The sequence below is a fragment of the Parabacteroides caecihominis genome, from assembly GCF_023656785.1.
GTDB lineage: Bacteria > Bacteroidota > Bacteroidia > Bacteroidales > Tannerellaceae > Parabacteroides > Parabacteroides segnis.
Map to the genome: position 1 here is coordinate 1 of NZ_JAMOKS010000032.1, position 21,076 is coordinate 21,076.

Consider the following 21,076-nt stretch of genomic DNA (forward strand, 5'->3'; position numbering starts at 1 on the left):
AGAGAAGTTAAGCCCAACCACGTCGATGGTACTGCGTAAAAGTGGGAGAGTAGATAGCCGCCGTTTTAGAGTCACAGACTCCAAACAAATGAAAGGAATCAATCGTAAGGTTGGTTCCTTTTTCTCTTTATGAAGAGCTCCTTTTTATATATGAATACCAATTCCTATATTTGTACCTCATTCAAATACACATATAACGTGGCGAATACAACATTACAAGATCATACAAAACAAATCAACCGGGTTATTGATTATATTAATTCAAATCTGAACAGGCAGATATCGATAGATAAGTTATCGTCATTAGTTGATATTTCTACTTATCATTTTCATCGGATATTTACTGCCTCCATGGGTGAACCTGTAGGAAAGTATATTCTTCGGAGAAGATTGGAGCGGGCCGCCAATGTTTTGCTGAGTGATCCTGCTGCGATCAAGGATGTGGCTTATGATTGGGGGTTTTCTTCCGCCTCTTCTTTTTGTCGTAGTTTCAAACGTCATTTTGGTATTTCTGCCGAAGAGTATCGTCGCAAGAACGGATATCCGGATAGCAAGAAATGTCAATTCAAGAGCATAAACGAGCAACATACCTCGCTTTATTCACGCTATTTTTGTCGTGATAAAACAATCAAAGTAAATGGTATGGATATGAATTGCACTTTTGAAATTAAGCAAATGCCTGAGAGGGCTATTATTTATTGTCGTCATCAGGGAGCATTGGACCAGATGCAGGAGGCTTTTGCCAATCTTATGAAGTGGGCATTGCCCAGAGGGTTTGTTTCACAACCGGATATGAGGTTATTGTCCGTCTATCATGATGATCCCCGTGTTACCCCGGTTGATAAATTAACAGCCGATGCGGCCATGTTTGTTCCGGAAGAAATGAAGCCGGAAGGATTTATTGGAAGTTATAAGCTCTCCGGCGGGTTGTATGCGGTTGGACGTTTTGAATTATCTATGTCTGAGTTTCCGGCTGCCTGGATGGCAATGTTCGATTTATTGGAAGAAAATGGCTGTAAGTGTGGTTATGGACATCATTATGAGATTTATCAGAATAACCATGACGAACATCCGGAAAAAAAGTTTATTGTGGATATTTGTATACCAGTTGAACCGGTATAACAGGGTGGGGGCATCATTTGCTTATGGCACATGAATAGTACAGATCAGGCAGATTTACATGGATTCTTTACCATGTAAATCTGCCTGATCTGTGTTATCTGTATGTTGTTTATAGTTTATTTTATAAAGAATCATTTAGCACATACCTCAACTGATCCATCATCAAAGATATTTCTGAATCTTCTATACCGGCCACGATTAAATCCGGGATGTCCTGATTAAATTCTTCCTGGAACTTATAGAAATTCCCGTCTTCTTTTTCTATAGCCTGCCTGTAGAATTCTATAGCCCCTTTTATATTTTGCAGAGCCCATTCCGTATGGCCGGCATTTAGCAGGTCCTGCGTATTGGGTTGATCAGCCAATATCTTTTTGTAATAATTGCGTGCCTGGTCATATTTACCGGTCAGGAACGAACACCAGGCTATAGGACGCCATGCCTTGCTATTGCTATCCATATAATCAACCTTGAAGAAACATTTCAATGCTTCACTGTAGTTTTTGAGTTCCAGGTAACAATGTCCGATACTGATTGTAATAGATAAATTATCAGGGTTCAGCTTCTCGTACCGGCGATAGTACTTTAATGCTTCTTCCGGTTCTTTCAGCGAACGGTAGCAACCAGCAATCCGGCGGATCACCCATTTGCTTTGCGGATTTAAAAGATCTGCCCTCAAATAAGCGTCGAGAGCTCCCTGTAAATCATCATTCATCTGCTTACAGTAGCCTATTTTCTGGAAAAGTATATCACTCTCCTGATCCGTCTCAGCCAATTGGTTAAAGATGGTCAGAGCATCACTGAAATAGTTTTTGCGCAGGTAGTATTCTGCAATCGTACTCAGACTTTCTTCATCGGAGATATAAGGACGTAAAATAGCCAGGTTATGAAAGTCAAGAGGCAATGTGAAAATGTCGTTGAAATCCAAATGTCCCGGATATATTTTAAAGAAGCGGTACAGGTCTTGTATATATTGTCCTGTAATCGTTTCCAGTTTGCCCCGTTTACTGATCAGTTCTTCTTTATTCTGTTGGATCATTTCAGTAGCTTGGCTATCAAACTGATTCATCATCATTTTTTTAGCTTCTTCAGGCAACTGCATCATACTGAAGTATAATGAATATTTGTCGGAATTGCACATGAATGCTGCCAGCGTCATGGAGTCCAGCATCTGTTTTTCACCATTGTTCTGGTTAAAACGATCCCCGAACGATGAATGTTCTGTCGTAAACGGCAAAAGCCAGTTACTCAGCTCGCGGAAGAAGGGGAAACTCTTCAAATGAACGAAGGTGGAATGCATGACATCGGCACCTTCCTGTTGCAGTTCACTGAATTCTTCCATCTTTTTACCCAGCGAACTATCGGCAAATATATTTTCCCATTCCGGATTCATTTCCTCTCCAAGCTGTTCCGGGGTAATGTCTTTCAGATTTATTTTATTGCTGATCTTAGGACTCAGTTTCATCATTTCGGGAATGATCTCATTCTGTAGTTTACGTGTAATCTTTTCTGTCTCACGGGCCAGGATAAAACGCAGTGTGATGGTCCGTATAGCTTTCGTGAAGCCAGGAACCTCTGAAAGAGCATCCAGCCTGTCTATTATTTGCGGATAAAGAGCCGTTCTTTTTCTATAAGTATATAATGTAAGCAGAATGGAGATCAGCGCACGTACTTTGATCTCTTCATTCCTATGATTTGCCGCATCAAACAATAACATCATTTTTTCCGGGTCGAAAGCAGCCTGTAATCCGAGCGTCAGCGATGAAACAATCTGACAGCCTGCCGTAAACGGGAGTTCGTTATCGAAAAGAATATTCTTTATAACAGCAGCATCTTCAACCGTGAAAGGATCGGAGACCCATATCTTATTGAACAGGACAATGAGCATGGCGTCATATTCGGCCCTGTTTCCAGTCGCATAATGCTTGCTTAGTTGGAGGTGGAGATTCTCGAAAGTCACGTTAGGCTGGACCTGCAAACTCCTGCGCCGGCTATAGAAGGCCAAAGGCGATTCAACAGCCATTGCTTTATGCTTGATCCGGTCGGCCAACTCGTATGAGGAGGTCTGGATCTTATTATATATCTGTTCCTGCATCGGATCTTTGGCTCCTTCGATGCGATAACGCAACATATATTTATATGTATCCTGCAACTCATTCAATTTGTCCTGGAACGATATTTCACGGCTTCCGGAAATGAGTGCCTGAATGGAATCAAAAGCATTCTTTAACTCCTTGCTATCTAATGAACCGATAATACGGTTGTAAGCTTTATTTATTTCTTGTAGTGTCATATAATATTAACAACAAATGGTATGCCAAAAGTATAGTTTTTGACCTAAAATTCCTATCTTTGCACACCTAAAATAAATTAGCACATGAAGAATATCCGCAATTTCTGTATTATTGCTCATATTGACCATGGTAAGAGTACTTTGGCTGACCGTTTGCTTGAATATACCAAGACAGTCGAAGGCAAAGACTTACAAGCGCAGGTCCTCGATGATATGGATCTGGAGCGCGAACGAGGCATTACGATCAAGAGTCATGCCATTCAGATGAAATATAATTATAAAGGTGAAGAATATATCCTGAATTTGATCGATACGCCGGGACACGTCGACTTTTCGTACGAAGTTTCCCGTTCTATTGCTGCATGTGAAGGGGCTTTACTGATTATCGATGCCGCCCAGGGAATCCAGGCGCAGACTATATCCAATCTGTATATGGCGATCGAAAATGATCTGGAGATCATCCCGGTCATGAATAAGATAGACCTTCCCAGCGCTATGCCGGAAGAAGTGGAAGATCAGATTGTTGAACTGTTGGGCTGTCCACGTGAGGATATTATCCGGGCAAGCGGTAAGACCGGTGAAGGTGTTTTTCAGATCCTCGATACGATCATTGAAAAAGTGCCGGCTCCCAAAGGAGATCCGGAAGCACCGCTTCAGTGTCTTATCTTTGACTCCGTATTTAATTCATTCCGTGGCATTATTGCCTATTTCAAGGTGGTGAACGGTGTGATCCGAAAAGGAGACCATGTCAAGTTTATCGCTACAGGAAAAGAATATGACGCAGACGAAGTCGGTGTATTAAAGCTGGAAATGTCACCACGCAGTGAAATCAGAACCGGTGATGTGGGTTATATCATTTCCGGTATTAAAACATCAAAAGAAGTAAAGGTCGGCGATACTATAACTCATGTAGCCCGTTCGGCAAAGGCTGGTATAGCCGGTTTCGAGGAAGTGAAGCCGATGGTGTTTGCCGGTGTGTATCCGATCGACAGCGAAGATTTTGAAAATCTGCGTGCGTCATTGGAGAAACTGCAATTGAATGATGCCTCCCTGACATTCCAGCCGGAAAGTTCTGCCGCTCTGGGTTTTGGTTTCCGTTGCGGATTCCTGGGATTGTTGCATATGGAGATTGTCCAGGAACGCCTGGACCGTGAATTCAATATGGATGTGATCACGACAGTACCTAACGTATCGTACAAAGTATATGATAAAAAAGGTAATTGTATAGAAGTTCATAACCCTAGCGGTTTGCCTGAACCGACATTGATCGATCATATCGATGAGCCATATATTCGTGCTTCTGTCATAACGAACACGACTTTTATCGGTCCGATCATGACACTTTGTCTGGGTAAACGTGGTATTCTGCTGAAACAGGAATATATTTCAGGCGATCGTGTGGAAATCCATTACGATATGCCTTTAGGGGAAATTGTGATCGACTTCTATGATAAACTGAAGAGTATCTCTAAAGGATATGCCTCTTTTGACTACCATATCCATGATTTCCGCCCGAGTAAATTGGTGAAGCTGGATATCCTGTTGAACGGTGAGCCGGTGGATGCCCTGTCTACATTGACACATGTGGATAACAGTGTGGCATTCGGCCGTCGTATGTGTGAAAAACTGAAGGAGTTGATACCTCGCCAGCAGTTTGATATTGCCATTCAGGCAGCTATCGGAGCGAAGATCATTGCCCGTGAGACGATCAAGGCAGTACGTAAGGATGTAACAGCTAAATGTTATGGTGGTGATATTTCACGTAAACGTAAATTGCTGGAAAAACAGAAAGAAGGTAAGAAACGAATGAAGCAGATCGGATCGGTAGAAGTTCCGCAGAAGGCATTCCTTGCTGTATTAAAGTTAGATTAAAAACAGCTTCAAAAAAGAATTGTAAGTACGAAGCTATTAATTATCAATATGTAGAAGGTGACGCTGGCTATTTAGGACGGCGTCACTTTTTGTTTGGTATCATTGCCTCTATTTTTTAGCGATCATACTATTTACCTTAACCCCTTTACTGATATATAATTAGATGTAAAGTTATAACTTATTAATCATTCTACCCAGGTGAAATACGTAGTTGACCCAGGTTGAATTTATAGTTGACCTGGGGCAAATTTGAAGTTGCCCATGGTCGAAAGATTAAAAATATATAGGTTTGAATCTAAAATACAAGTTAGTATTCAACAAGAAACTTCTTGTAAAGTATTAGGCTCTTTCGGGAGGGTATTGGACTTTATCAGGAATGACTTGTGCCGGAAAAAGTTAATAATAAAATGAGTGACGCTGCATATATAAGGCGGCGTCACTCGTAAATGTTTGATATTTAGTTAAATGTAGTGCTATTCGGCTGTTTGATCCTGCTTTTTTGCTAAACTTATGCCGCCGTTTTCCATCGTGATAAGATGTTGTTTGTAAAGGGCACCGATCGCTTGTTTGAAGCTTTTCTTGCTGCATTGGAAAAGTGATTGAATGACTTCCGGGTCACTTTTGTCGTGTACAGCGATAAATCCTCCCTGACTTTTTAACGATTCGAGAATGGTTCCGGCCAGTCCTTCTATTTTCTGATAGCCCAGCGGAACGAGGCTTACGTCTATTTTTTCATCTTCGCGGACTTCTTTGATGTAGCCTTTAATCTCTTCTCCTTTTTCTAGGCGACGAAAGACTTCATTATAATATACCAATCCCCAATGTAGGTTATTAATAATAACTTTATAACCGATATCCGTTTCATCCGCCACCAGTAAGTTAACTTCCTGATTGAAGGTATATTCGGGCACTACATTGTCCAGATACTTGTCGATACGTGCAGATGCCACGATACGTCCGGTGATATGATCGAGATGGACATATACCAGATACCATCTGCCTTCGCGCATCGGCATCTTTTGTTCTTTGAAAGGGACGAGCAGATCCTTCATCAGCCCCCATTCCAGAAAAGCCCCCGTGTTATTAACCGATTTGACTTCCATGAATTTGAATTCGCCGACAGTGGCCAGCGGTCGTGCTGTCGTAGCGATCAGCCTGCCTTCATTATCATGATAAATAAAGACTTCCACTTCATCCCCCGGTTTTACGTTCTTTGGAACATAACGGGCCGGCAGAAGTATCTCTTTCCCATTACCCCCGTCCAGGTAGACCCCAAAATCCAGGTCTTTTACTATTTTTAGCGTGTTATATTTTCCTACTTCAAGCATAATCTGTTTCTTTTGGGACAAAAGTACATGATAATTCAAGAAAGAGAGATAAAATCTCCTATATTTTTACTTCATCATGCAGCAATATATTAACAAATGCATCGTTATAGATGTAACTCGGACTAGAAGAACACACTTATATGGTCCGGGGTTGAACTAAAAGTCGTATATTTGCAACTTATTTGAAGAAAAATTTATATATGAATTTGAAGGTATTGTTATTTGGTTTGCTTTTGTTTGGAGCTTGTTCGGCTCCTAAGAATATTACATATTTTGATGATGCAAAATATGTTTCAGGAGAAGAGTTATTAGGTACTAAAATGAATTATGATCCCAAGTTGAAATCTGGAGATAAATTGGTAATAACAGTTTCAGCTTTGGATATAGCTGCCGTAGCTCCGTTTAACCTGTATGCTGTATCTGTGACAGACTTGCTACAGACACAAACAAATTCAGTAACGGATAAAAAACAACTGAGTTCATCTCAAATGTATGCGCCATATACTGTCGATAATGAAGGGTATATTAATTTCCCGGTATTGGGAAAAATAGAAGTGAAAGACAAAACCGTGAAAGAGTTGGTTGATATGTTGGAAGACAGAATATCTGAATCGGTAGAAAATCCTATAGTTAATATTCGGATAGAAAACTTTAAAGTTACAGTAATTGGAGAAGTGCTTCGTCCAGGTTCTTTTACTGTTTATTCAGATCGTATATCATTACTGGATGCTTTAGGGTTGGCTGGTGATTTGACTATTTATGGTGACCGTACCAATGTAAAGCTGGTTAGGGATATAAATGGGGAAAAGAAATTGGTTCATTTGGATCTGACAAAGACGAATTTGTTGGAATCTCCTTATTTTTATCTGGAACAGAATGATGTGGTTTATGTAGAACCGAATGACAAAAAGAAAAAATCCTCCCGTTACAGTCAGTCTGAACAATATAATTTATCCATAATTTCAACCTTTGCAAGTACGTTATCTGTGATAATGAGTGTTGTAATGTCTATTATAGCAATGAAAAAATAAGGAATAATATGAAATCTGTTGAAAATAACGAGTTTATTGATATTAAAGCAATCTACAAAAGATACATTAAGTATTGGCCGGTTTTTGTAGTTTCAATTTTTGTATTGGGGATATTGGGAGTTGTCTACTTGAAGATAAAGCCACCTGTATTGCAGGTTAATGCAAATATCCTGATAAAAGAAGATAAAGGTATTTCCGGAACTTCAGCTTCTGCAGCGGCTGCATCTGAGATGATGCAGAGCTTTGCTTTTGGTGGAAGTTCTGCAATGGGAGGAGTGTCCGTAAATGATGAACTTTTTCTGCTGAGTTCCTATAGTATATTCCGTGATTTAAGTAAGAATTTGGGTTTGAATGTCCAATATCTGTTGTCTGATTTTCCTCGAACCAAAGATTGTTATAAGGATTCTCCTATATCTGTGTATACAGTCAATCCATTGGCCGATACTTTGCGGGCAGTAATTAATTTTGACGTGAATCTGTCTAAAAACGGGGTGTGTAAGATTAAGGCCAAGAATGGTTGGAAAAAGATAGGAAGTGTTGAAACAAAAGAATTTCCGGTGAAATTGAATACAGATTTTGGGACATTTTATTTTGATACGACTAAATACTATATTCCTAAAAAAAATACTAGTTTGGAAATTAACTATATGGGTCATAATTTGTGTGCGGAAATATATCAGAAGCAAGTGACTGTTGATTTATATTCTAAGAAAGCAAATGTGATATCATTAATGATGGAAGAAGTTAATCCGAAGAGAGGATTTGATATTTTGAATACCCTAGTCAACTTTTACAATAAAAATGGTGAAATCGATAAAAATGATGAAACTAAGTTGATGGATGAGTTCTTGACAGAAAGGATTTCTTTGATGGAAGCGGAATTGGATAGTGTGGAAAGGGATATCGAATTATATAAGAAAACGAATAATTTGACGGATATTGAGACAGAAGCTAAAATCATATTAGAGAAAAGTCAGGATTTTAAGGAACGTCAGATTGAAGCTGAATCTCAATATACAGTAATTCAGTTAGTGGAAGAATTCTTGACTAAGGATGAAAACCGCTATTCTCTGGTACCGTTGAATATAGGGTTAAGTGACCGGACTGTGTTGGAAGGTCTACAGACATATAATGAGGCATTATTGGAGCGTATCAAATTAATGATGACAACAAAACCAGGAAACCCTGCAATAGATTTGGTGAATAAGCAGATAGATGCTATGCGTTCGAATATGTTGGAAACGGTACGTAGCATAAAATCTGGATTTAGCCGTTCTCGTACTGAATTGCAGTCGCAAGAAAATTACTTCCTTTCCCGTATTGCCAATATGCCACAGCAGGAACGTGAATTTATCACTATGAAAAGGCAGCAGATGATCAAGCAGGAGTTGTTCTTGTTCTTGTTGCAGAAGCGTGAGGAGAATGCTTTAACGCAAGCATTGGTGAAACCGAGAGCTAAAATTGTAGATTCTGCTTATGTTTTGTCTGAACCGGTTAGTCCTAAGTCTTCGGTCGTATTGGTGGTGGTGACTATTTTATCGGTTATTATTTCTATGTTTTATATTGTATGTGTTGAGCTATTAAGAAAAAGAAAGAAAGTATAATTCGCTATGTTGTTTATACCATTATTATTATTAGCAATAGCATTGTATATTTGTGGGCAAAGAACTTATTCTTTGCTCATATTTTTCTTTTTTTCTTTTTACGGATTTCAAATTATCCCGGATGAACTGTTTGAAACTGGATTAGGCTTTTCAAAATCTACCGATTTTGCATTGGTATATATCTTTGTCTTATTTGTTTATGGCTGTTTTGCTTATCATGATTATATACCGTTGAACAGAATGACTTATTTAATTGCAGTTTATTTGGCCGCAATATTAGTCATTATCGGTGTGAATAAATTTGTTTATGGAATAGGCTGGGGAGATATACTTAAAACTTCTCGTAATTATTTCTTTGTGTTGGCTTATTATCCGTTGAGACGCGTAGAGAAAGAAGAAGTGGATCGATTGTTGAAGATATTGTTGTATATCGTGTTGTTCCAAAGTCTTTTATTTGCTATACAGGCTTTTACCGGGAAAGCTATATTGGCTGGGGAAGAAGATAAATCGGGGGGAGATTTAATTTATCGTTTTTATAATTCTCCCAGAATGCTCTATTTCTTTATTTTTTATACGTTATTTGTTCAGCCGTTAGGGAAAAAGTATAGTACTTTTGCCGGAATCGTATTGATTATAACCAGTTTCCTGCCGATGCACCGGAGTTTGATCATAATGGTTATTTTAACCTTGTCTTTTGGGTATATGCTGAATGTCGGGAATTTGAAACGGTTTATTCGTTATTTGCCTTATGCATTGTTGGTCGCAATTCCTTTATGTTTTATATTGTTTGCTCAGGTCGGTTCTAGAACAATTTCAGATTTGCAAATGTTGCGGGAAGGAAATTTTGCGGAAATAGAGGATAGCGATGAAATTGAAAACTTTGAAATGGACTCGGAGTCAACATTTACATTCCGTATAGCACATTTTATGGAACGCTATTTGTATTCCAAGACAAATGTCATGTATGAGTTTTTTGGTTTGGGATTAATGACAGACGATTCTCCATATACATATAATAATTTTAATTTTGTTATTGGACTTCCAGATGAGAACGGCGGAATATATCAACTGGATACGCCTGATATTGCTTGGTCTAATTTTGTGGCTAGATATGGATATGTTGGAACATTCGCTTATTTGGTGTTTTATATAGGATTGGCTTGGTTCTTTTTTGTAAATCGGAAAGATAAATTATCATTGTCTCTTTTACTATATATGTTGTTGGTATTGGGTACCTCTTTGACTTCTGAAACCTTATATCAAGTTGGGCGTAATGTTTTTGTTTTGATGTTGTTTGATTTTATAATAGATAAAAAACGGAATGAAGAAAATAACAGTTCTAACCTCCTTGTATAAATGTGAAAAATATCTTCAAGGATATTTTGATTGGGTACGCCGAATTGATAATCCAGAGGAAGTGGAAATTTTATTATTGCATAATGCTCCAACTAAAGCAGAGTTGGATATTATGCAGCAAAATATTTCAGAACTTCCGTTCGTCCGCCATATCATTATTCCGGAATTGGAAGGACTGTATGTTACTTGGAATCGAGGAATACGTTTAGCTAAAGGAAAGTACGTTTGTATTTGGAATGTAGATGATATTCGTTATCCGGAGTCTTTGTCTTTGCAAGCTGCAACATTAGATGAAAATCCTGATATATTATTGACTTATTGTGATTTTTATTATATGTTTCAATATGGATGTATAAGTGACAAAAAAGTTATAAATGAAGATTTCCTTTTAAATCCCTCTGCATTTTTTATCAGTCATCAAATAGGTTGTTTCCCTATGTGGAGAAAAGAACTTCATGAGAAGTTAGGATATTTTGACGAACAGTTCTTTTTAGTTGCAGATTTTGATTTTCAGATTCGTTTGGCACGGACAGGTAAGTTGAAGAAAACGGAAGGCATTTTAGGTGTTTATTTAGAAGATGTACCAGAAAAATTGAGTAGCAATTTTAAGCGGCAGATCATAGAACGTAATTTCTTGTATTTGCGATATGCTATTTACGAGTATTTGAATTGGATTACTATACTTTCTATTTATAAAAACTTTAAGCCTTATATGATTAAGAATGGAAATGAATGGTGGCCGATGACTTCCATATTTGAATCTTATAAGCTTTATCGTAAAAAACGATATTCTAAATTATTCAAATCTATAGGACGTCAGCCTCGTGGTTGGGCAGCTTTTGTTAAACATTGTCTTTTGAATAAATAGTGGAATGTATGAAACCAATAAAATTTAGTATTATTACTCCAGTCTATAATCGAGTAGATTGTATAGAACGTTGTGTGGAATGTGTGCGAATGCAGACTTATTGTGATTGGGAACATATTATTGTAGACGATGGCTCAACGGATGGAACAGATCTTTTATTGGAGAAAATGTCAAGGGGGGATTCACGTTTAAAATATGTGCGACAGAGTAAAAATGGAGGACCAAACAGCGCTCGGAATAAAGCACTAGATATAGCAACAGGTTCTTATGTCCTTTTTTGTGATAGTGATGATTGTTTGGCCAAGGAAGCCTTACAGAATATTATTGATGTAATGACTAAATTTGTAGGCTTTTCATATTACTTATTCTCTGTTGATGATAGATTAACATATTATGAATCTAATCCATTATTAATGAGGGGACAAGCTATTTTATCATATTCTATGTGGATAACAGGCAAAGTAACAGGTGATTTTGTTCATGTCGTATCAAGATCCTTGTGGGATGATATTCGTTTTAATGAGAAATATAGGATTTATGAGGAGTTGACCTTTCTGAATTTATATAAACGTTCAAAGGAACAGTTTTTTTGTAATGAAATAATAATTAATAGAGATCGTAGTCGCCAAGATTCTGTTACGAATGAAACTAGTTTATATAAAAAGAATTCTATACAATATTCTATGGAGGTTCAAAAAAAAATATTAGAAGAGCATTATGATGCTTATATAGAGAGTGGGGTATTTGAAATGTTAGCATGTAAAATACGGAAACTTTATTTTTATATGTTAATGTGTAGGACATATGATGAATTGTCATATTGGGAAAATAAAATAAAGGTGACAGGGCGTTCTATACCTTATTATTTAGTGTTTATTAAAGCTGTTAGAGGAGGTGGAGGGCTTTCTGTAGGTGTGAAAATATTTTCTTATATTAAGTATTTATGTAAAAAAATAAGACGTAATTGATTTAGTCTTAACTTTTTTATTTTATTGGAGAAATGAGTTGGTGATATATATTAAATAGGGATTCTCCAATAGAATAATCATCCAATTTTAATTGTTTGATTTTTTCTCGACCTTCAATCCCTTTTATCTCATTATTCAAAGACTGCTGTGCTAATTCTGCTAGCTCCTCTGCTTTTGCGCTAGGGGAAACTGCAGAGTTTTTTACTCCTTTTAATAGGGCTGATACGTCTCCCACATTAGTGGATATGATCGGTAGGTTACAAGCCATAGCTTCTTTGATAACTTGTGGTGAACCTTCAGAAATAGAAGTCATTATCATTAAGTCGGAAGAATTATATAATGCTGCAACTTCGGTTCTTGACATGTTTTTTATTTCTATAGTTGAACATTGTATATTATATTTGTTCCTTAAAATTTTTATGACATTTTCAAATAATGGGTAATTCTTTACTGTCCTAGATCGATCACTAGGGAAAATAATCTTCTTTATATTTGAATTGCTTTTGTTTGGTGACGGAGTAAATGTACTGGTGTCAACTGAACAGGGTATTATTTTTGTATGTAGAGTGTATTGTTTTACAATAGCATCCATTTTTTTGTTTAAAGTAATGGCCATATTGACCCTTTTTAGGATGAGTTTTGTAAGAAATACTTGAATGTTTTTACCCTGCTCGATCTGTATATCTCCTCCATGTAACGTAATAATCACAGGGATCTTTTTTTTGATTTTTTTTAATAAAAATAGACCGGATAAACCATAATGTATATGGATTAGGTCAAAATTCATCTCTGTAATTCTCTTATGAATCTTAAAAATAGATTTTAAATATTCTATTTTAGAAAGTTTCCCATTAATATAAAAGACAGTATAAGATATGTCTTGATGAATTTTGCATACGGCATCCATTTGCTCCTTTACAAAAATACCGAAATAGGGATCTTTGGGGGAAGGAAACATATTTGTTACTAATAAAACGTTCATAAATCCATTTTAATATTTCTCTTTTCAAAGTTACAAAAAGAATTTCAGTATGTATGTAAATTTGAGTTTTATTTTTTAGAATAAAGTATCTTCTTTCTTCTTGCTATTAAATAAATGAAGTCAGGGTGTTTTCTTCGATAAATAATGGAGAATATTGTGACAAATAGATGCCTTTATTATTGAGATTTCAAATTTTTGAGTAAATTTGCTTTATTATGAAGGAATATCAAGTTATATCTCTATGATAAAAAATACTATAAGAATACTAAATGTGGACATATTGTCAATAACGCAAACGGAGTTACTCTTTCGGTTAAAAAAAGGTGTTTTAATAACACCGAATATAGATCATTTAGTCAAGCTCCAAAAAGATAAAGAATTTTACAATGTATATCAACAGGCTGAGTGGGTAATATGCGATAGTAAGATTTTATATTTTGTCTCAAAATTGTTAAAGCGGTCATTTCCTCAAGCTATTCCAGGTAGTAGTTTTTTTACTGCATTTTATCAATATCATAAAGATGATCCGAATTGTAAAATATTTTTATTGGGAGCAGTTGAAGGAGTCGCTTTAAAAGCCATGGCGGAAATAAATGATCAAATAGGAAGAAAGATTATAGTGGGTGCTCATTCTCCTTCTTTTGGTTTCGAAAAAAATGAGGTAGAATGTCGTTCTATTATAGATATAATACGTAAATCTGGTGCTAATGTGCTATTAGTTGGGGTAGGCGCTCCTAAACAAGAAAAGTGGATTATGAAGTACAGGAAATTTCTCCCTGAAATAGATTTGTTTATGGGATTGGGAGCTACTATAGATTTTGAAGCTAAAACATTGAAACGTTCTCCTAGGTTTATGCAACAAATAGGTATGGAGTGGTTGTATCGTTGCATACAGGAACCAAAGAGATTGTTTAAACGTTATTTTATTGATGATATTAGATTTTTTTATTATTTCGGACAGCAATTGTTACATATTTATGAAAATCCGTTTGATAAGGAATGATTGCTTAATATTCTATAATGTATTTATTTAATTTCTTTTAGATATGTGGTATGATCTTATACGTAGCGTCTTCATAAGATTTTGCTTTTCTTTTATGGAGGAATTTTTGCTATGGAATCTATCCTCTGCGTCTTAAGATTTGTTTGTATAAATTGCCTAATAAAACAAAAGCAATCGAAAATAAAATTGTGCCGAATGTATATACGATAATATCGATGCCTTTTTCTACTATTATGTCATGGAATATTTCCATAGTCAAGCAATTCCCTATATAGATTTCTAAGGAATACTTACCTAAAATCTCCACCCAATGTTTTATTTTGATTATATTTATAGGTTGTATTAAGGCATATAAAGCTATAAAGAGTAAAGGTGTAGATAAAGTGGCATACAAGAAGTTTGAAGAGTTAAGTAAAAAAGCCGGCAATAGACAGAGAGTGAATCCCCAAAAGAGTTGTTTGAATTTGTTAGGATGGTCATGCATATATATGCCCGCCATAAAAATGGGGATTCTTGAAATTAAACAGTCGTAAGTCCAATAAGGTTTCCCTACAAAATAATATATTATTATAATTAAGGCAATTGATAAAGATATAGTTACAATGTTGGTTTTTTTTCTGAATATAGGAAAAAGTAGGTATAAAATAAATAATGCACTTAAATACCAATCAATGAAGAACCCCCCTATCTGGTAATATGATAAAGTGGTCAGATTGCAAAACCAGTCCCATAAACTGACATTTATGTTTAAGAGGTTGGCGTGCATTAGTGTCCGAATGATAGCGAATAATAAAAATAAGGGATAAATTCGAACAAATCGTCTTTTATAAAAATCTTTAAGCGTGTGGTTGTCGTATGAATGGCATAAACCAAGTCCACTTAGGAATAGAAAGATATCTACACCTATATATCCTCCCATGAATATTTTCAGGAGTTTGAAAGAAGATCCGCAGGCGCCCATTAAATGGTAGAACAATACTAAGATTATAGCAGTTCCCATGTAATAATTCCTGTCTTTGCTTAACGATTGGAGTAGTGTCATAATGTATAAATATTTGTTGCTACGATTATTATTAAATCGCTTACAGTTACTTATATAAAATAAATGGTTTTAGCCAGCTGAAATAAAAAGTCAAGTCCTATTCTACATATAATAATTTAATATATTGAGATGGTAACAATCTAAATATGACGTTTCCCCATTTGTTAAGGATAGTCGCTTAATGCCTTGCAATGTATTTGTTCAATAACTTTGAGGGGAGTGGCATTATCTAAAAAATACTTTTTGGCTGCTTGCTCCATCTTCTCCCGTTTTTGCTCATCATATATTATATCGAGAATGGCTTTTTCTATATCCTCTTCATCTTGGCAGAAACGAATATGGGTTCCATCTATTAAAGGAAAAGCCAAATGATTGAATAAGGGCATTGAAATGATAGCTTTTCCCATTGCTAAAAATTCTCCTAATTTCCATCCATGGCAATCAAGGACACTTGGCACATTGAATACGATAGCAGATTTTTGGGTAGATTTGATGTAATCTATATGTTTATACTTTTGTTTAAAGACTAAATCGCTATATTTTTCATAATCCGGATTAGTCGGTTTTGCAAATAATCCTCCTTCGAAGTGTTTGTTTTTTAAAGATTTACATATTCTTATGAATTTTGCTCTTAACTGATTGGTCGGAGTAGATTGAATACGATTATCCCATAAAGTACTTATAAAAAATATATAATTAGGAAATGAGCGTTGTTCTGCTAAATATGTATTAAGTGTAGCTCTTGAATGCCAATTGGAAAGATATTCTCTGATATACATACTCTTGGTTCCATATAAATTCCAACCGTTTTTATGTATATTAAATGTGTTTTTTAAGGCTTGCCAACAGCTTCCCCATAATCCGTAAATTTTAATACCGAATCCAGGGGGAATACATAGGAGTTTGCTGTATTTACCGGAGTTGTAATCCTCTTTGCTTACATTAATTTTAGCATATATATCGCACCAGGCGTAGGCATCATTTACTATAGTATTAAAATCTTGGTAATCGATTACAATTCGTTTAATTTTCTGTCCGTCTCTTATTTCATAGCACATTATACGATAGTATTCATAGCTAACTTCTTTAAATTCATGTTTTGCAAAACTTACATTGTTTTTACCATAAAATTCATGCAAACCTTGTATGTAAAAAGAAGCATAGTTAAACATGCATCTAGGATCTATCAAAATTTTCATTTTATAAAAATATATTTAAATATAAAAACAATATAACGGATGCTTATAGTCTATTCACTTAATTTCTATACATTGTTACATTTTTCCTTCGTATTTCAGCCGGATTCCCTGCTATCAGAGAATTATCCAGAGTGTATTTTTTACTACATAATGAATTGGCTCCCACGATACAGCCGTCTGGAATAACGGAACCTTTAAGAACTACACTACGAGTACACAACCATACATTATTACCAATAACGATATCTTTTGATATAGGATAAATTTCATTTGTTTCCACATTTACAATAGAATGCCAATCTGTATCCATCACTAAAGTGTTCCAACTCGTAATGACGTTGTCTCCAAATGTTATATGCTTTTGACATATAATAGTCATTGCTGCTGTATTATTAAAATGGCAACCAATAGTCAGTGTGCCATTTTTTCCGACGCATAACCTACAACCATGACCGAATGCTGCCTTACCCTTTAATTCTATACATCCGGTTACTTCCCAAATGCTTCTTTCATATTTTTTATCGAATATTCCCACATTCCCAAAACCGATTGATAGCATACCTGTTTTTACTCCCTCGGATTTGTTGATTTTTATTAAACCGCTGATAGCAATTAAACGAGTGTTATACCTCACCAAAATAGGAAGCTTTATAGCCTCTTTAAATGGGAAATAATGAATACTAACCCAGAAGCTTTTAGGAATAGAAAATAATTTTTCAAATGTTAACTTCATGATTTTTATTTAATATTTTTATGACTCGTGTAATTAGGAGTTTATTTTTTTGTATTGTTCGATATATTCCTGCGCTGTCTTTTTGACATTGAACCTGCTTATAACTTGTTGGTATGCCTTGGATACTATCTCGTGTGTTGGAGTGTTCATTATTTTCTCGATCTCATGGGCACAGTTGGTCGCATCGTCACTTTTAAAATAGTATCCGTATTTTCCGTTTTCAATAATTTCCATTGGACCTTCTTGATTGGAGACCAATACCGGCACTTTGGCTGCCATGGCTTCTGTTACTGTCAGGCCAAAACCTTCTTTTCGTGACGGTTGTACAAATAAGTCATACTCTTTCAGATGGCTGAATATGTATGATTGTTCTTTACTTCCTAAAAAATGGATTTGTTCTTCCAATTGCTTTGATTTCACTAAATTTTTCAAGAAGCTTTTGGATTCACCGTCTCCAATAAGATCAACCGATATGTTTTTGTACCCTTTTTGATGTAGTATGGAAACTGCTTCGATTAGGATATCTTGCCCTTTTTTCGTATGTACTAATCTGCCGATTTGTACTATACGGAAAACAGGATGGTCTGTAACTCCCTTTTGAGAAACAATATTAGTACAATCTATTCCATTTAATACAATAGGAACTTTTCTTTTCAGATATTTAGCCAGATCTTCTTGTACGGAGTTTGAAATGGCAAAGATATGCTTGTATTTGTGTAAATAAGAGATGTCTTCAGAAGTACTTATATGATGTACAGTGAGGCATATTTTATTTGTAATAGCTTTCAAGAATATGAATTTTATGGTGTTTGGGACATGGACGTGTATTATATCATAGTGCCTTTTCCATAACAAATAATTAAGAGCAAATATATAAAAAGGATTTTTTGATCCTGCAGGACGATTAATTCTTGTAATTCGGATTTTGTCATTAATATCCCGAGTAATGGATTTTTCCTCCTGATTGTTAACAATAATCAAAGATATGTCGGTATGTTTTATTTGCTCGTTCATTATATTGACCAGCATAGTCTCAATACCTCCATATTCCATTCCAAATACAATATGAACTACTTTCATGACGATAAAATCTTTTTTAGAGATGTTAGTTTAATTGATTTTTTTGAGAAACTTTTGATATCGTATTTCATCTTCTGCTGTCATCGTTTTGCCAATAGAATGCATCCCTATGTAATACTGATTAAAAAGTTGTGTTAAGAAGTTTTTGTCAAAGCGTTCCGCTTTTGGATAAAGTCGTTTTTCATGTTCCATGATTTCTTCCATGGAAAATTTAGAAGCGATGATTTTATAAGGAGTTCCAACTACGACTGCATAAGGTGGAACATCTTTTGTTATGACACTTGAAGCTCCAATTATGGCACCACGTCCTATAGTAACTCCCGATAAAAGAGTAACATTAGCTCCAATCCAAACATCTTCTTCAACAATAACATCTTTTTCCATGTCATTTATTCTTGATAGAGGTAATAAATAATGAGGGATACCTACTGTTGGTGTATGGTTTCCTGTTATAACAGTTAATCCGGGAGCTGCGCCGGAATACTTTTTCATGATAAACTTACCCGTATATGTAATAATCTTTGCGTTGGATTGAATACGAGTTTGTTCGTACATATATACATTTTGAGCATTGGCAATATGTGCAGGAAGCATGATATGTGATTCTTTACCTCTGAATCCAAAATTTTCTAAATTCAGAGGTGATATGTAGTTGAATCGTAATTGATTCCAAATGGTTTTTAAACGGATGATAAATGGTAATTTATTTTTAATATGTTTCTTTAATCTGTTCATATTAATAGGATTATTTATTCCAAATACCATGAGCTTTGTGTTTTAAGATCTTATTGATCTGCGTTGTGAAAATGACAGAATAGATAAGATTAATACAAGTCATTGATAATATAACGCCGATAGTACCCATTTTATTGCCTAAAAATAAGGCTAATGGTATGTGAAAAATCAAACCGATTAATACAACATAGGTTTGAAGTTTAATAGCACCAACACCATTAATCATATATACCTGTAATGAATCCCATGAATTTACAGCCAAAAAAATACCGAGACATAGCGTTATTTCAAATGGGATTTCTATTTTATCTCCGACCCAGAAATAGTAGAGGTATGGAGATAAAGCGATAAGGATTATTATGCCGAATAATACTATCGAATAAACCAAGCACATTTTTTTATATATCCGGTTCATCCAAGTATAGTCTTTTAAAGCGTATGCATCGGTAAAAGCCGGCCAAAGAGGAGTTAGGATGATATTGTAAATCATAGTAGATATCCCTAAGTATTTGTAGGCAATGTTGTATTGACTGACGGCTTCCGGACCAGAAATATGCGAAATGATGATATTGGTTGATTGGTATAGGACGATAACCTGTATTTGTATAATGAAGAATTTGATACCGAGGTTGAATAGGTCTTTTATTTGTTTTAAATCTATATATTTATAGGACGGGGATATTTCTTTGAAAGAGCTTGTGTATAAAATACGTGAGAAAATTATTAAAACAACAATAGGAGATAAGGATATAGCAAAGGCCAAACCGATCAAGGAAGGCGGGGTTGTACGAGTTAAGATGAATATCAGCAATAATGATAACAGTTGCCCTAACATGGCAAATAAGGATGCCATAGCAGTCTTCTGATAGGCTGATACAACTGTATTCAACACATTGAAGAACATTTGTATAGTCATGAAGATTACTAATAAGTATAACACAATCTGGATGTCTTTATTGTAGATAGTTGGGACATTCAGTAATTCAGGCCAATTGATGAATGGGATCAACAGCATTACTACAATAGATACAGGAATGAATATCGCGAGCATCATAAAGTAGGTGGTTGACACCAGACTTTTCCCACGCGCATAATCGTGAGTTGTCAGTGCCTCTGTTAATCTGTTCTTTAACCCTAACGTTAAGCCTATGTCAAAAAAATTGATCCATACCACGATGGAGGATAGTGTTAACCATATTCCATACAACTCTTTGTTTACATAATCCAAAGTAAGCGGCACCAAAAGCAGTGAGCTAAGTATGCTTATTCCTTTTATAAAAATTGAGGCTGCAATATTTTTTTTCAGAAGGGAAGTCCGCTTGCTCCCACCCAGTATATTATGAAAGTGAAAATTCATTGTATAAGATTAATTTTCTTTATTACTTTTACCGGATTTCCGGTAGTGATACTATCTCATAGAATCTGTTTTATTTTAATCGTAATTCCTGATTCTGTAAATTTGATATTATCATTTTGAAGTTGTTAAACCAGAATATGAATTAATTGACAAATATACGAAATGTGTTTTAATATGGAGTAAATTAGTTTGATTTATCGTAAAAGAGGATGGATATATTATATGAGAACGACACAAACAACTTGTTCGGTTCTGGGTTTGACTAAAATATACAAGATTTTTTATATCGCACAAATGATAAATCTGAAAAGAATGAAATCAAGTAACTGCGAGTGTTATGTGACAGTAAAATTACTTCATCTTTTTTCTTTTAACGAGCATCCACAGCAACCAGCACAAGGGGTGTCCTTCTTGGACGGATGAATTATGAATCGATATATTTTCCGTCCAAGATACAGTATAATGATAATACCTATTAATATGATTGCTATTTCCTGCCACATAAC

Annotated in this window: 17 protein-coding genes; 8 read left to right on the forward strand and 9 right to left on the reverse strand. The window is 35.5% G+C overall.

What is annotated here, in order from left to right:
- Positions 1-198 precede the first annotated feature (198 nt).
- Entirely contained in the window at positions 199-1,122 is a 924-nt protein-coding gene (locus NBH14_RS21680) for an AraC family transcriptional regulator (protein ID WP_186961152.1), read from the forward strand.
- 121 nt (positions 1,123-1,243) lie between these two features.
- Here the strand turns inward: NBH14_RS21680 and NBH14_RS21685 are convergent, their stop codons facing one another.
- Positions 1,244-3,412: a tetratricopeptide repeat protein gene (locus NBH14_RS21685; protein ID WP_186961151.1), complete on the reverse strand. Its 2,169-nt coding sequence runs from the start codon at positions 3,410-3,412 to the stop codon at positions 1,244-1,246.
- Positions 3,413-3,496: 84 nt separating this feature from the next.
- On the opposite strand from NBH14_RS21685, the gene lepA reads away from it, so the two are divergent.
- Positions 3,497-5,284: a translation elongation factor 4 gene (lepA, locus tag NBH14_RS21690; RefSeq protein ID WP_250817754.1), complete on the forward strand. Its 1,788-nt coding sequence runs from the start codon at positions 3,497-3,499 to the stop codon at positions 5,282-5,284.
- A 473-nt stretch (positions 5,285-5,757) separates the two neighbouring features.
- On the opposite strand, the gene NBH14_RS21695 is transcribed toward lepA, so the two are convergent.
- A complete protein-coding gene (locus NBH14_RS21695) occupies positions 5,758-6,612 on the reverse strand; it encodes a CvfB family protein (protein WP_186961149.1) in 855 nt (284 codons plus the stop codon).
- Positions 6,613-6,812: 200 nt separating this feature from the next.
- Between NBH14_RS21695 and NBH14_RS21700 the strand changes: the two genes are divergently transcribed.
- From NBH14_RS21700 to NBH14_RS21720, 5 genes are read left to right on the forward strand one after another with little or no spacing between them, the layout of a single operon-like run.
- A complete protein-coding gene (locus tag NBH14_RS21700) occupies positions 6,813-7,643 on the forward strand; it encodes a polysaccharide biosynthesis/export family protein (protein WP_250817755.1) in 831 nt (276 codons plus the stop codon).
- Positions 7,644-7,651: 8 nt separating this feature from the next.
- Positions 7,652-9,247 (forward strand): GumC family protein, encoded by a 1,596-nt coding sequence (locus NBH14_RS21705; RefSeq protein ID WP_128135533.1) that lies wholly within the window; start codon positions 7,652-7,654, stop codon positions 9,245-9,247.
- Positions 9,248-9,253: 6 nt separating this feature from the next.
- On the forward strand, positions 9,254-10,603 hold the full coding sequence (locus NBH14_RS21710) for a hypothetical protein (protein ID WP_186961147.1): 1,350 nt from the start codon (positions 9,254-9,256) through the stop codon (positions 10,601-10,603).
- Positions 10,569-11,471 (forward strand): glycosyltransferase family 2 protein, encoded by a 903-nt coding sequence (locus NBH14_RS21715; protein WP_186961146.1) that lies wholly within the window; start codon positions 10,569-10,571, stop codon positions 11,469-11,471. The genes NBH14_RS21710 and NBH14_RS21715 overlap by 35 nt, the downstream gene beginning before the upstream one ends.
- An 8-nt stretch (positions 11,472-11,479) precedes the next feature.
- Positions 11,480-12,439, forward strand: a complete 960-nt coding sequence (locus NBH14_RS21720; RefSeq protein WP_186961145.1) for a glycosyltransferase family 2 protein — start codon at positions 11,480-11,482, stop codon at positions 12,437-12,439.
- A gap of 16 nt (positions 12,440-12,455) precedes the next feature.
- Here NBH14_RS21720 and NBH14_RS21725 read toward each other — a convergent pair whose 3' ends face one another.
- A complete protein-coding gene (locus tag NBH14_RS21725; RefSeq protein ID WP_186961144.1) occupies positions 12,456-13,421 on the reverse strand; it encodes a glycosyltransferase in 966 nt (321 codons plus the stop codon).
- Positions 13,422-13,662: 241 nt separating this feature from the next.
- Here NBH14_RS21725 and NBH14_RS21730 point away from each other — a divergent pair, with 241 nt between their 5' ends.
- Entirely contained in the window at positions 13,663-14,424 is a 762-nt protein-coding gene (locus NBH14_RS21730) for a WecB/TagA/CpsF family glycosyltransferase (protein ID WP_186961143.1), read from the forward strand.
- 118 nt (positions 14,425-14,542) lie between these two features.
- Here the strand turns inward: NBH14_RS21730 and NBH14_RS28875 are convergent, their stop codons facing one another.
- From NBH14_RS28875 to NBH14_RS21755, 6 genes are all read right to left on the reverse strand, one after another.
- Positions 14,543-15,466 carry an acyltransferase family protein gene (locus NBH14_RS28875; RefSeq protein ID WP_186961142.1) on the reverse strand — a complete coding sequence of 308 codons (924 nt, stop codon included), beginning with the start codon at positions 15,464-15,466 and terminating at the stop codon, positions 14,543-14,545.
- Positions 15,467-15,630: 164 nt separating this feature from the next.
- On the reverse strand, positions 15,631-16,665 hold the full coding sequence (locus NBH14_RS21735; RefSeq protein ID WP_186961141.1) for a glycosyltransferase: 1,035 nt from the start codon (positions 16,663-16,665) through the stop codon (positions 15,631-15,633).
- Positions 16,666-16,723: 58 nt separating this feature from the next.
- Positions 16,724-17,398 (reverse strand): acyltransferase, encoded by a 675-nt coding sequence (locus NBH14_RS21740; protein ID WP_186961140.1) that lies wholly within the window; start codon positions 17,396-17,398, stop codon positions 16,724-16,726.
- A 33-nt stretch (positions 17,399-17,431) separates the two neighbouring features.
- A complete protein-coding gene (locus tag NBH14_RS21745) occupies positions 17,432-18,478 on the reverse strand; it encodes a glycosyltransferase (RefSeq protein ID WP_128133699.1) in 1,047 nt (348 codons plus the stop codon).
- A 30-nt stretch (positions 18,479-18,508) separates the two neighbouring features.
- Positions 18,509-19,213 carry a DapH/DapD/GlmU-related protein gene (locus tag NBH14_RS21750; RefSeq protein ID WP_128133700.1) on the reverse strand — a complete coding sequence of 235 codons (705 nt, stop codon included), beginning with the start codon at positions 19,211-19,213 and terminating at the stop codon, positions 18,509-18,511.
- A 10-nt stretch (positions 19,214-19,223) separates the two neighbouring features.
- Positions 19,224-20,570, reverse strand: a complete 1,347-nt coding sequence (locus NBH14_RS21755) for a lipopolysaccharide biosynthesis protein (RefSeq protein ID WP_186961139.1) — start codon at positions 20,568-20,570, stop codon at positions 19,224-19,226.
- Between the last annotated feature and the right edge of the window lie 506 nt (positions 20,571-21,076).